This is a genomic window from Vibrio sp. D431a, assembly GCF_030248655.1.
Classification (GTDB): Bacteria; Pseudomonadota; Gammaproteobacteria; order Enterobacterales; family Vibrionaceae; genus Vibrio; species Vibrio alginolyticus.
Map to the genome: position 1 here is coordinate 30,909 of NZ_JAHGAP010000015.1, position 13,381 is coordinate 44,289.

General features: G+C 44.7%; 11 protein-coding genes. 4 read left to right on the plus strand and 7 right to left on the minus strand.

The window, feature by feature from the left end; genetic code table 11:
* Window positions 1-68: 68 nt before the first annotated feature.
* The gene (locus KJB35_RS13140) at window positions 69-794 is read left to right on the plus strand and encodes an MBL fold metallo-hydrolase (RefSeq protein WP_054574596.1); all 726 of its coding nucleotides are present in this window, start codon (window positions 69-71) and stop codon (window positions 792-794) included.
* 66 nt (window positions 795-860) lie between these two features.
* Here the strand turns inward: KJB35_RS13140 and KJB35_RS13145 are convergent, their stop codons facing one another.
* From KJB35_RS13145 to KJB35_RS13155, 3 genes are all read right to left on the minus strand, one after another.
* Window positions 861-1,289 (minus strand): RimK/LysX family protein, encoded by a 429-nt coding sequence (locus KJB35_RS13145; protein ID WP_005384193.1) that lies wholly within the window; start codon window positions 1,287-1,289, stop codon window positions 861-863.
* Between the two features lie 65 nt (window positions 1,290-1,354).
* On the minus strand, window positions 1,355-2,260 hold the full coding sequence (gene rimK / locus KJB35_RS13150) for a 30S ribosomal protein S6--L-glutamate ligase (RefSeq protein ID WP_005374224.1): 906 nt from the start codon (window positions 2,258-2,260) through the stop codon (window positions 1,355-1,357).
* A gap of 329 nt (window positions 2,261-2,589) precedes the next feature.
* On the minus strand, window positions 2,590-3,204 hold the full coding sequence (locus KJB35_RS13155) for a TetR/AcrR family transcriptional regulator (protein WP_025768062.1): 615 nt from the start codon (window positions 3,202-3,204) through the stop codon (window positions 2,590-2,592).
* A gap of 155 nt (window positions 3,205-3,359) precedes the next feature.
* On the opposite strand from KJB35_RS13155, the gene KJB35_RS13160 reads away from it, so the two are divergent.
* Entirely contained in the window at window positions 3,360-4,373 is a 1,014-nt protein-coding gene (locus tag KJB35_RS13160) for an MBL fold metallo-hydrolase (protein WP_031780877.1), read from the plus strand.
* 95 nt (window positions 4,374-4,468) lie between these two features.
* A complete protein-coding gene (locus tag KJB35_RS13165) occupies window positions 4,469-4,813 on the plus strand; it encodes a DUF5329 family protein (RefSeq protein ID WP_017635527.1) in 345 nt (114 codons plus the stop codon).
* Here the strand turns inward: KJB35_RS13165 and KJB35_RS13170 are convergent.
* On the minus strand, window positions 4,781-5,680 hold the full coding sequence (locus KJB35_RS13170; protein ID WP_054574492.1) for a LysR family transcriptional regulator: 900 nt from the start codon (window positions 5,678-5,680) through the stop codon (window positions 4,781-4,783). The genes KJB35_RS13165 and KJB35_RS13170 overlap by 33 nt on opposite strands.
* A gap of 1,331 nt (window positions 5,681-7,011) precedes the next feature.
* Entirely contained in the window at window positions 7,012-7,350 is a 339-nt protein-coding gene (locus KJB35_RS13175) for a YggL family protein (protein WP_054701928.1), read from the minus strand.
* A gap of 266 nt (window positions 7,351-7,616) precedes the next feature.
* On the opposite strand from KJB35_RS13175, the gene KJB35_RS13180 reads away from it, so the two are divergent.
* Window positions 7,617-9,653 carry a PhoX family phosphatase gene (locus KJB35_RS13180; RefSeq protein ID WP_064354479.1) on the plus strand — a complete coding sequence of 679 codons (2,037 nt, stop codon included), beginning with the start codon at window positions 7,617-7,619 and terminating at the stop codon, window positions 9,651-9,653.
* Between the two features lie 99 nt (window positions 9,654-9,752).
* On the opposite strand, the gene KJB35_RS13185 is transcribed toward KJB35_RS13180, so the two are convergent.
* Both KJB35_RS13185 and KJB35_RS13190 read right to left on the minus strand, forming a co-directional pair.
* The gene (locus KJB35_RS13185) at window positions 9,753-11,144 is read right to left on the minus strand and encodes a glycoside hydrolase family 1 protein (protein WP_064354480.1); all 1,392 of its coding nucleotides are present in this window, start codon (window positions 11,142-11,144) and stop codon (window positions 9,753-9,755) included.
* A 148-nt stretch (window positions 11,145-11,292) separates the two neighbouring features.
* Window positions 11,293-13,353 carry a sensor histidine kinase gene (locus KJB35_RS13190; protein ID WP_064354481.1) on the minus strand — a complete coding sequence of 687 codons (2,061 nt, stop codon included), beginning with the start codon at window positions 13,351-13,353 and terminating at the stop codon, window positions 11,293-11,295.
* Between the last annotated feature and the right edge of the window lie 28 nt (window positions 13,354-13,381).

Here is a 13,381-nt window from a genome sequence, read left to right on the forward strand (position 1 = left end):
CATGAAGCATCTCACTAAAATAAGGACATATTTTGCAGCTGCACAGAATTCAGGGGTACATTCAGACCATGTATCTCGCCGAATATCCCGATAGATTATTGTTGCTTGATGGTGCCAGTCGAGCAGACATTCCTCATCTTAAAGACTTTATTGAACATCAACTCCATCGTCCTTTTTCTGATCTAAAGTTGGTTGTTGTGACCCACATGCATCCAGACCATGCTGGTGGTGCGCACAAACTACGTGACTTAACAGGATGCAAGCTATTGGCCGCAAAGCGAGAGAACCAGTGGTATAGCGGTGTAGACGGTTGGCTAATGCATTTGACCGATTTGATGTTAGCACGCTGGATGGCGAATCGGATGCGTAAACCAAAGCAAAACCTGTGGTATTCCCGCAAGCTAAAGCCAGATATTGAACTTATTGATGGAGAGTTTATTCCTGGATTTGATGATTGGCAGGTGCTAGAAACACTAGGGCATACCGACCGAGATCTGTCGGTTTATCATTCTGAACAAGATGTACTGTATGTGGCGGATTTAATGGTGCAGGTGAAACAGCATCTGATTGCGCCGTTTCCCATATTTCATCCGAATCAATATCGGCAATCATTAAAGCGTGTGTTTGAGATGAATCCGCAATGTTTGCTTTTGGCACATGGGGGAGAAGTGACTTTGGATGAAAAAGCGTATCAGCACATTTTGAATACAGCGCCGACTAAGCCAATGACGCACTGGCGAGTGACAAAAGTTAAAGCGAAGGGATTGTTGTTTGCGTTATTTCGTAGGAAGTAGGCTAAGATAAAGCCAGACGAGTGATGCTCAACAAAAACGTTCGATCACTCATCTGAAGCTACGGGGTTAAGATGCCAATAAGTGAGATTGGCTAGGATCAACCAGCACTTTGTCTGCCATACCCTGACGACCTAACAACATCATGTAAGTCATTTTTTCACGGTTAGTCAACGTAATGTCGATTGGCCATTGTTGGTCGCCCATACGCAGCATCGTTGTGATCACGCAGCGGTGCTCAAAAGTACCGTTAGAAGATTTAACCTTACGGTTTGCTTTTAGTTTCGCTGTGCAGCGAACCACTTGTTCTAAATGGTATACATCTGGGTGCAAATCGAATGCAACATAAGACTGACCATCTTTTTCAAAGCAATCAATATTGTCTACATGTAATGAAGAGGTTTGAGCGCCTGTATCAATACGCGCTTCAAGGTGAGTAATCCCTAACTCTGGCAAGCAAATAGCTTCGGCATTCCCAATGATCATTTTCTGATTCATAGTGTCATCCTAGCGACGAGTAACAAGAGAGCCGGTTTTTGGCTCTCTTGTGCGTTAAACAAAAATCAACCTTTACCGCGAGTACGGTTTGAATTTGGCTTAGCGTTTTTCTCGATAAAATCGAAGATCATACCTGCAATGTTTTTACCCGTTGCTAGTTCGATGCCTTCTAGACCAGGGGAAGAGTTCACTTCCATTACCACTGGGCCATTTTTAGATTGAAGGATATCCACACCACAAAGGTTCAAGCCCATCACTTTCGCTGCATTTACAGCGGTCGCACGCTCTTCTTTGCTCAAACGCACGAGTTGTGCAGAGCCACCACGGTGAAGGTTAGAACGGAACTCGCCTTCTTTTGCTTGGCGCTTCATTGCGGCAATCACCTTATTTCCGACAACAAAACAACGGATGTCCGCGCCTTTTGCTTCTTCGATAAATTCTTGCACCATGATGTTAGCTTTCAAACCCATGAAAGCTTCAATCACGCTTTCTGCCGCTTTATTTGTTTCAGCAAGTACAACACCAATGCCTTGAGTGCCTTCTAGCAATTTAATTACTAGAGGTGCGCCACCAACGTTTTTGATCACGTCCTGAATGTTGTCAGGATGGTGAGCAAAGCCAGTGCGTGGCAAACCGATGCCTTTACGTGATAGCAGTTGCAATGAGCGCAACTTGTCACGAGAGCGGCTGATCGCGACAGATTCGTTGACACAAAATGTACCCATCATTTCAAACTGACGTACAACAGCAGTGCCGTAAAACGTAATAGATGCCCCAATACGTGGAATAACAGCATCGTATTGCGGTAATTCTTCACCCTTGTAGCGGATCTTAGGGTTGTTGCTCGTAATGTCCATATAACAGTGAAGCGTGTCGATCACATCGATTTGATGCCCACGTTCTTCACCCGCCTGTTTTAGGCGCATGGTTGAATATAAATTCTCATTACGAGAGAGAATAGCAATACGCATGGCAATTCCTTAGTAAGTCAGTACCAAATTAAAATATAAGTATAGAGCATAGAATGCAGTAGGCAGGTGATCATGTTATGACATAACCTACTTACTTCAACGATTTAGAATTGTGGTTGAACAACCACGTCGTCAGAGGTGCGCACCTTAGGGCGTTTTTTTGTGAGATGAAAACGAAAAAGCATCGTCGACACGACAAAAATATTTTATCGAACGCTCACGCCTTGCGGTATGAGACTGTCAAGGGTGAGATAAATAAAATTGAGCAAAAATTTCATCGCTTTGTCACGAATTATCGCTTAAAAAAGCGGCCAATTTGACCGCTGTTTTTAGCTGTTTTGATAGTGACTTAAAAAAAGTTCCGCCGTTTGGGTAGCTAATAGCCTAGATTCTTCATTCGACAAAGAGGGGCGAATTCCCATTAACTGCGGCCAGAATGCACTGCCTTTAAGTAAGTTGTGCAATTGAGTGCTTGCTATATGTACATCATCAATTTGCAAAGCGCCACTGTTCGATTTCTCCGTAAGCCAGCGGTACAGGGCGGTTTCCTGTTTCGACATTTGTTCTGCTTGTTCTTTGAGATCTTCTGGCTTAAATAAGAAGTGCCCAAATGCCACTTTTGCCAGCTCAATATAGTTTGGTTCCGTCACCACAATGATCTCGCTGTAGAGTAATTCAATCAATTGATCTTTGAGTGGCAGAGTGGCCAAGCGTTTAATATCGCTTTCCATCATTGACGAACGCCAAAGCTCAGTCAGCAACTCCGTCACGATCGCTTCCTTAGAAGGGAAGTGATTATAGACCGTGCGCTTAGAGACTTGTGCGATTGCAGAGAGCTTATCCATGCTGGTGTTTTGCACCCCAAACTCTTGGAACGCTTGCCTTGCCGCGCACAAGATGGCTTCTCTTTTGGTTTCGCTACGACTTTTTCTTTTTACATTCATAAGCTTGCTAAGTTAAGACGATCATTTCTTGATCTATTTTACACTAAGTAGTTTACTTTTGATAATTAGAATGTAAACTGCACCGTGTAGTTTACTTTTGTTCGGGTTAACTTTTTATGAAAAAAACTTTGCTAGCCACAGTAGGAGCGTTCGCGATAGGTACATCAATGATTTCTTGTTCTAATGTTGATACTGAAAAAGCGCCAACATACCCGGACAAATTTGCAAATACAGAGTTGGAATACAAAAGCGGTTTGGGCGACATGTTCGAAATCATGAAAGCGTATTTTACGACTGAGCGCCTTAACCCAACACCAACGATTGAAATTCCAGTGCATGCGATCACAGCGCGGCAACTGTTAGAAGAGCAAGATGACGTCATCTATCGTCTGGGTCACTCAAGCGTATTAATGAAGCTCGATGGAAAACTGGTGATGACCGACCCTGTATTCAGTGATCGCGCGTCTCCTGTACAATGGGCAGGGCCAAAACGCTTTCACCAAACCCCCATCACGATAGAAGATTTGCCAACTATCGATGTGGTGGTGATCAGTCATGACCATTACGATCACCTAGATAAAGCTTCTATTAAAGTGCTAGGCGACAAGGTGGGCACTTTCTTGGTACCGTTAAAAGTTGGCCAATTACTGGTGAATTGGGGTGTGCCGAAGGAGAAAGTGATCGAGCTAGATTGGTGGGAGTCACATTCTGTCGACGGTATTGAATATACATTGACTCCGACTCAGCATTTCTCTGGTCGAGGTTTGACAGACCGCGATACGACACTGTGGGGCAGTTGGGTTATTAATGCACAACAACACAAAGTGTTCTTCAGTGGTGACTCTGGTTACTTCAATGGCTTTAAAGAGATTGGCGAAAAGTACGGTCCGTTTGACTTCACCATGATTGAAACAGGTGCATACAATGAACTTTGGTCAGACATTCACATGTTCCCTGAGCAAAGTGTTCAAGCACACATTGATGTGCAGGGTAAAGTGATGATGCCGATTCACAACAGCACGTTTGATCTGTCGATGCACGATTGGAATGAACCGATGCAACGCGCGTTAGACATTAGTGAAGAGCGCGGTGTAACGTTAGTGAGCCCTGAGATTGGTCAACGCTTGGCGATTGCGGAGCCTCAGCCTGCTAAGGCGTGGTGGCAATAATTGCTGAGCTAAACAGCCAAACACCAGAATAGTTAAGTCACTTATCAGTAGTTACTATTAGTAGTTACGTGGTCAGGGATAAGGATAAAGGTGCGATGAAAGCAAAGTGGACGTTGTTACTTACATTAAGCATTCTGCCGACCTTTGCACTAGCAGGGGTAGAGCAAGATATCTCGACGTTGATAAAACGAGTTGAGCAATCCTCTTGCACCTTTATCCGCAACGGCAAGGCGTACACTAATCAAGAAGCGGCAGAACACATGCGCAATAAATGGGATTACGCCAAAGATGACGTTGATTCCGTGGATGTGTTTATAAAAGAAGTTGCGTCGAAAAGTTGGTTATCTGGCAAACCATATTGGGTGGATTGCCAAGAGGAACGCATTACCAGCGAAGAGTGGCTAACATCATTGATGCGCACCACCGACCACATCCAATAACACTTCTTTGATGGTCTGATAGCGCAGAGGTAGAGCACGACTGCGCTTACGAACCAGAAATAGCTCTTCACATACAGTGTTTTTCAGTTGAGCAATGTATAACGTGTCTTTTAGTGGAAAATTGTCGACCGCACTTTGAGGCAGCACGGTGAAGCCAAGCCCTTTGCTGACAGGTAGCAAAATTTGGCTCAATTGATTTACGTAGCCGGATAATGGTAAATCGCTCATCTTAATTTCTTGGAGCTGTGGTTCTTCACACTGGTCAAAAAACAGCGTCATGTAATGCTCGGCATCAGGGTGGCTAATGACACCACAGTCATGCAAGAGTTGTGGCGTTATCTGCTTATTTTGATAATGCTTTGGCAGAACCAAGCACAACCTCTCTTTACCAATTCGCTCACTGTGAAACAGACCTTTGTTGGGAACATCAGTCACGATACCAATATCGATGTGCCCTTGCGTTATGGCGTTGAGAATAGATTGATTTGGCGCGGCTTCTAAATGTAACGATAAGCTCGGGTGCTGTTTTTGCTTCTCCAAAATGGGCCCATACAACATTAACGCCATTGCACCAGAACAAGCCAGTTTACAGTGGCCTGAAAACGCATCATCAAAACTGAGCTCTTCGAGCAGCTTCTTCTCTCTATCTTCTAACTCGAGCGCATATGCGTAGACAATCCTGCCTTGCTCGGTTAATTCGAAGCTTTTGTTTTCGCGCTTGATCAAGGCATGCTGACAACTTTGCTCTAATTTTTTGATGTGTTGGCTGACGCCAGGCTGAGTCATAAAAAGTTTTTCTGCCGTTTGCGTAAAATGACCGACTTCAATCAATGTCTTAAATGTATGTAACCAAACAGGATTAAGCATAGTGTGTGATTTTCTGAGAGCTTTGTTGGGAGACGTAAAGAAAATGATAGCACGGTGTTTTATGAAAACAGAGAAGACTTAAACGATAAAGATGAATCTTTATCAATACATTACAGACAAAATAAAACCCCGCCTGGTTTCCCAGACGGGGCTTATTCTTTTTCGCAGCAATCCAGCTACTAATAGGTGCTCCCTGCATCTATCCTTGATTGTGGCTAAGTCCTTTAACCGAGTTCCTTGTTCATCGCCTTCCTAGCGGTGTCCATTCTTGCCTATCATCCTGACGGGCGAACTCTATCCTAGAGCTTAACTACATCCTTGCTGACAACTCATCCTAAGCTATCAAATCTTCATCCTGAAGATACCCAATCCTTTAGGCTTTTTTCCTGTTCCCGCCAACATCCTGTCGACAAATTGAGTATTGATGTTTTGCTGATTTGACTCAATTAACTTTTCTAAATTATTTTTACTTATTATTTTAAGTGAATTTAAATATTACTGTTAAATCATATGTTTAATGTTTTTTCTGGCATTGCTCTTAGACGTGGTTAATCTATTTGCTTACAACTCTTGTAAGAGATCTCGCACAAGTTTGGTGGTGAATGTATTAATGAGCGCTTTCTGTTCCGAGTTCTGTGGATTGAACTGGATCACAATGCGTTAAAAGGGAGACGATAAAGATGAAAGTGAATTGATCTTGAGTAGAGATTTGTTTGAAAAGAAATAAAAAATCTTGCGGTTTTTATAAACAGTATGGTAAATCTGAAATGCCCACCTTGTTAATCCTTATTAAGATTCAATGACAGTATAAGTAGGGAACTTGATTGCCATTTTTCTGTCATATCTGGTGAGTAAGTTAACTGTGTCAGATAGATAATATGCCGTTTGCCAGTAAAAACAGGCTGCAAGAAATCGGTAATTATCATTATGTTGTGAAATTGGTCACGGTTAAATGATTGATTCCCTTATAGATTGAAGGGGATACGACCTTAGACAATAAGCTCCATGAGGAGCGTTACTTATATAAGATGAGGGACTTTACTATGAAAAAGACTAGAAGAGCTCAGCTACATCGTGTGCGTATTCAATACTGGAAAGACACGAAAGACGCCCCAGCTAAAAAATCATAGTTAATTATACCTAAAGGCACGAGCTGGCTGTGGAACGCAGTTTCCCGTTGATTGCCAGCTCAAAAACGCCAAAATCACTCCGCGCAACTTCCCAAGCACCCTATTTTTAATATCGCATTCTTCCAAAAATAAAAAAGCCAGTCTTAAGACCAGCTTTCTCTACCATTTATTGAGCTCTGCGTATTACAGGTTGCCCTTTAGTTACAGGTAGTTGGCGTCAACTAGTTCGCCCGCTTGCGCGCTTTTCACTTCTGGGCGTGCTTCTAACCATTTGATAACTTGCGCTTTCTGTTCTTCAGTCGCACTGCCGTAACGGTTAGTAGAACATAGGAAGCCTTCAAACAGTTCTAGACCACCGCCACCGAAGCAAAGACCAAGCTCGTCAATGTAGTCGATAAAGTCATCAACGAATGCATCGTAACGGTCGAAGTCGTTAATGTCTGTTTCACAGCTGATCTCGAAACCTAGGATTGCGAACTCACCTAAGAACAGCTTTTTACGGATACGACGGCTCTTGTTATCGATCTTGTCTAATTTCATGATTATCTCTCGTAGATGATTTGATTTCGTACACCTTATACCTTCTATCATACTTTAGCCCAAGTAAAATCAGAATGAAGCGATACAGTTGGTGATTATGTGACCAGAATTTAATTGCTTCGTTAGCTGTGTTGGTTGGTTTGCAGTATTGTTGAAACACAAGTTTCATATGTTTTAAGCACTTTTGTCATTTTTCTTATCCAAACTTCTTGCCGTTCAACTAATCACTTATTTATTAATTAAACTATAAGATCGGGAAAGTAAAAATGAGCAAGGAAACCTTTGACGCGACGCGTTATAACCAAAGTGAAAACAAACCATTTGAAGAAGTATTAGAAGCGAGCCTATCTCGACGCAGCATTCTGAAAGGTGGTTTAGGTATCAGTGCGATGGCAGCGTTTGGTGCTTTCGGATTGGCTGGTTGTAACTCGTCTGACTCAGGGAGTACAGTAAGCAGTGGTTCGGGCGCATCTAAAGCCGTTCTTAACTTTGAATCTATCCCTGGCTCACTCACTGACGCAGTTTCAATTCCACAAGGCTACACCGCACAAGTACTAGTACCTTGGGGAACACCACTTAATGCACAAGGCAGCGCATGGCAAAATGATGGTACCAACACCAGTACCGATCAGTTAAATGCGCTAGGCATGCACCATGACGGCATGCATTTTTTCCCATTGAACGATAGCACTACAGATGGCTTGCTATGTATTAACCACGAGTACATCGACACATCAGCACTGCATCCAAACGGTCCGACGGTTGAAAATGGCGTACGTACCATTGTAGATGAAGTGCGCAAAGAGATTTACGCGCACGGTGTATCAGTGGTTCGCATTCAACTGGAAGACAACATGTGGAAGTTGGTTGATACTGACCCACTAAACCGTCGTTATACTGGTGCGACAGTCATGGATTTGTCTGGCCCGGTAGCCCACACATCTTTAACTGTCACTCGTTTCTCACCAGATGGCAGCCAAGCGCGTGGTACGTTAAACAACTGTGGCAACGGCTACACGCCGTGGGGCACTTACTTAACGTGTGAAGAGAACTGGCCTGGTTACTTTGTTAACGCCGGGACTCGTACAGAAGAGCAAGATCGCATTGGTGTTGATGACCAAAGCACACGCTACTTGTGGGAGACATTAGCAGGTAATGCAGAAGAGCGTCTTGATGAGTTCTCTCGCTTTAATGTGGCTCCAACAGGAGCAAGTGCGATGGATGATTACCGTAATGAAGCCAATGGTCACGGTTACATTGTCGAGATTGACCCTTACACGCAAAACTCACGTGCGAAGAAACGTACTGCGCTAGGTCGTTTCCGTCACGAGGGCTGTACTTTCGGTAAGCTTGAAGAAGGCAAACCAGTGGTATTTTATTCTGGTCACGATTCTCGCTTTGAATACCTATACAAATTTGAATCTGCGGCAGCGTGGGATCCAGCAGATGCTAACCCTGATAACCGCTTGGCGATGGGTGACAAGTACATGGACGAAGGCACACTGTATGTGGCGCGCTTCAATGAAGACAGCACAGGTACTTGGTTACCATTAACGCTTGATAGCGTAACAACCGCTGGTGGTACGTTAGCGGATCACTTTGATTCACTGGCTGAAATTATCATCAATACTGCGGGTGCGGCGGATTTAGTTGGGGCAACACCAATGGATCGACCAGAGTGGTGTACGGTTGATCCATTCACGGGTTCAGTATATTTAACATTGACGAACAATACGCGCCGTACAGATGAAACCAATCCTGCGAATCCACGTTTGAATAATAAGTTTGGTCATGTTATCCGTTGGGATGAAGGTGCTTCAGCAACTGACTTTACTTGGGATATCTTTGTGTTTGGTTCGCCAGCAAATGGTGATGCAGATACCAACCGTTCTGGCTTGAATGAGTTAAACCAGTTTGCGAGCCCAGACGGATTAGCGTTTGATGGCCGTGGTATTTTGTGGATTCAGACTGATAACGGCGCAGATGAAGTCACGTCTTACACCAATGATCAAATGTTGGCTGTTGTTCCATCTAAGCTAACAGATGAGAATGGTGATCAAGCTGTGATTGGTGCGGATAATCAAGCTGAATTGAAACGCTTCTTTGTCGGACCAAATGGTTGTGAAGTAACAGGCTTTACCATCAGCCCTGATTACAAATCATTGTTTGTGAATATTCAGCACCCAGGCAACTGGCCATACAGTGAAGATGCAGCCGAAGAAACGCCTGCTGGTGTTTCTGTGCGCCCACGAGCGGCGACAGTGGTTATTCGCCGTGAAGACGGTGGAGAGATTGCAGTTTAATCTCTAAATGAATAAACACCTTAAAATTCAAGCCCTGCAATTGCAGGGCTTGATGGTTTAGGCGAATGCCTAGTTGCACTTTGTACCTAGACAACAGGCTTAGCTTTTCAATGAACCGCCTGAAGTACGAATCACGTCTTGATACCAGAAAAAGCTTTTCTTACGTTTACGTTCTAGCGTTCCTTGCCCATCATCATAACGATCGACATAGATAAAGCCGTAACGTTTGCTCATCTCAGCGGTTGAGTTCGCGACCAAATCGATTGGCCCCCAGCTGGTAAAGCCCATCAACTCAACGCCATCCAGAATCGCTTCGTGTGCTTGCACAAGGTGGTCGTTCAAGTAAGCGATGCGGTAATCATCTTGAATCTCACCGTTTTCATCGATTTCATCACGTGCACCTAAGCCGTTTTCTACGACAAACAGTGGTTTTTGGTAGCGATCGTGAAGGAAGTTCAGCAGAATGCGCAGGCCTTTTGGATCGATCAACCAGCCCCATTGGCTCTTCTCAAGATATGGGTTTGGTACGCTATCGACAATGTTACCCACTTCCTTCTGTTTCGGGTCTGCACTTGCACAGCCACTTGCGTAGTAGCTGAATGAGATGAAGTCGACACTCGCAGACGCAATTTCTTCTAAGTCGCCTGCTTCCATCTGAATTTCAATGCCGTTTTCGCGGAAGTAACGCTTCATGTAGCCAGGGTACTGACCACGTGTTTGCACATCACCGAAGAACAACCACTTGTTGTTTTCATGCATTGCAGCAAGCACGTCATCAGGGTTACAGGTATATGGGTAGTTGATTGCGCCAAGCAGCATGTTACCAATCTTGCCGTTTGGTACGATTTGCTGACACAGTTTTACCGCTTTTGCGTTGGCGACTAGTTGGTGGTGAATCGCTTGGTAAATCTCTTGTTCACTGGCGTCTTCTTGCAAACCAACACCAGTAAATGGTGCGTGTAGAGACATGTTGATTTCGTTGAACGTTAACCACAGCTTCACTTTGTCTTTGTAGCGTTCCAGCACGGTGCGAGCATAACGTTCGAAGAATTCGATGACGCGACGATCGCCCCAACCACCGTAGTTCTCGACCAGTGCGTAAGGCATTTCGTAGTGAGATAATGTCACGAAAGGTTGGATGTTGTGCTCGGCAAGTTCGTCAAAAATTTTATCGTAGAACGCCAAACCTTCTTCGTTAGGTTCTAGTTCGTCCCCGTTCGGGAAGATGCGGCTCCATGCCAAAGAGAGACGCAGACAGTTAAAGCCCATCTCTTTGAACAGCGCGATGTCTTCTGGGTAGCGATTGTAGAAGTCGATCGCCACGTCTTTGATACCCGGTGTACGCTCTTCACGGGTTTGATGCGGACTCAAAATACCGTTTGGCAGCATGTCTGATGTCGATAACCCTTTACCCCCAAGGTTGTACGCCCCTTCTACTTGGTTTGCAGCAATGGCACCACCCCAAAGAAAATGTTCAGGAAACTTAATCATGTTTCTCACTCTTTATATTTAGGAAATGTTTGTGGATTTATTGCTTGAGAATAGTGTAGGAGACACCTCGATACTTGTATCGAGATCGTATTTTTCTCAAACAGCGGGGATGCTTAGTTCTAATGATGATTTTGTAATCAATATCAACCTAGGCTGATTTGAACAATAGAGTGAAAGTCAGCCCATTTTGTTCATTCTTATGCACGGTAATTTGTCCGTTCATATCACGCATATTGTTGGCCGTAATCGCTAAACCCAGCCCCAACCCTTCACCAATTTTCTTTGAGGTTTGGAAGGGTTCAAACATGGATTCAAGCATCTCATTCGACACGCCGCAGCCATTATCACTGACGATCAGTTCGACCTGATTGTCGGTTGGATTGACGATCAAGCTGAGCTGCGGGTTGGTGGTATGGTTCATTGCGTCTAGCGCATTCGAGACAAGATTACCGAGTACCTGAAGCAGTCGTTGTTCTTCACCCAAGATGTTAGGTAAGTCATGAGCAACTCGAACACGCACATCCACTTTGTCTAGTTGGGTTTGATAAACGCGTAGGGTCTCTTCGAGTGCGGAAGTAAGAGAAATTGCTTGTAGGCTTTCTGGTTTGTTGTAGGCGAACGTCTTCAGCTGACTGGTCATGCTTGCCATACGATCAATCAGCTTTTGCACCAAAACATTGTTGGCTTTCATCATCTCGGTTTCGCCGCGTTCCGCCAGCAGTTCGTTCGTGGTGAGCAGGGTACGCAAGCCTGTCAGTGGCTGATTGAGCTCATGAGTAATCGCGCTCGACATGCGACCCAAGGCGGCCATTTTGCTCGATTCAATTAATTGGTTTTGCGCTTCTTTTAGCGCTTGAGTTCGCTCTTCTACCCGTTGCGCCAGTTCTTGGTTGACCTGTTGCAGCGATTGCTCGGCTTTTTTCCGCTTACTGATGTCTATGATCGTTGCAAGGAAATACTGCTCGCCATGCCAAGGGAAACTGGTTAGCGAGAACAGGACAGGGAAGACGCTTCCATCGCTGCGTCTGGCAATGGTTTCGACCGTGCTGATCTCTGCGAGCTCTTTATGCTTAGGCAAGTCCTTGAGCAACTTAAGTGTGGTGGAATTGGGGTTGCCTGCGTCGAATAATTCCCAAGCAAAAGCGTGTCGATTGACGCTCTCTGGTAAACAGAACAAACGCTTCGCCATTGGGTTGAGATCGAACAGTTGCCCTTGTTCATCAATCAATAGCAAACCAACGTGGGTTTTATTGATCATCTGTTTCAAGCGGCGTTGGGACTCTTCCAACAGGGCTTGAATTCGTTGTTGATTGATGTGCTTTTGTCGACGTTGTAGACCAATGATGACGAGTAATACAACCAACAAGAGCAGCGCCGCTACGCTCCAACCAATCACGTTGATGGTTTGTTGAATCGGCTTAGAAGGGGTGAGGTAGCTGACGTACCAATTCAAATCATCCAATTTAACGGTGTGCGCAAAATAGCGTTGCTGATTGAGCGTCCACACACTGATATTAGTGTTGTCGTATAAGCGCTGCGTTTCTAACTGAACGGCGTTGCTTGGTTCGTTAAACCAGTCTGCGTTATAGAGCGAGCTGCTCGATAGGAAAAAGCGTTGCTGACGGTTCTGCAACGTAATGATGTCTTGGCTAGTAATAGTCTGTTCGGTCAATAAGCTGAGGTTGATTTGCACCACCACAATGCCTGCTATATCCAGACCGTCGTAGATAGGGGCTGCAAGATAATACAACGGACTCGAACCTTTGGTTTTGTTCACCAAGGAAACACCGCCGCCTTGATTGTGAATTTGTTCCACAATGGCTTTTCGGTCAGATAGGCTAAAGCGCTCTTCGATTAAACTCGAGACCAATACTTCGCCAGAGTTAGACAGGATTAGCCAACCTTCCGTATTGGCGGCTTTATCTAGCTGAGTCAGTTGGGTTTGCAATGGCTCGTAATAAGTCCGGTTTCCTTTTACAAACGCGATGGTTTCCGGATTATTGGTGACAAGGTAAGGCAAGTGATAGAAGCGTTTGAGTGCACGGCGAACTTCACCGATATAGTCGAGCAGTTTTTGTTGAGCTTCGGTTTGAGTTTGTACGCTCAACCATTGACGAGCAACCTCTCTGCTGGCGCTATAACAAGACAACATCAGCACTGTTGCAATTACGACCACAAGCCACGTTTTGCCATTCCTTTTGCGCTGCATACTGACTCCGTTCAGCTAGTGCGTTCTC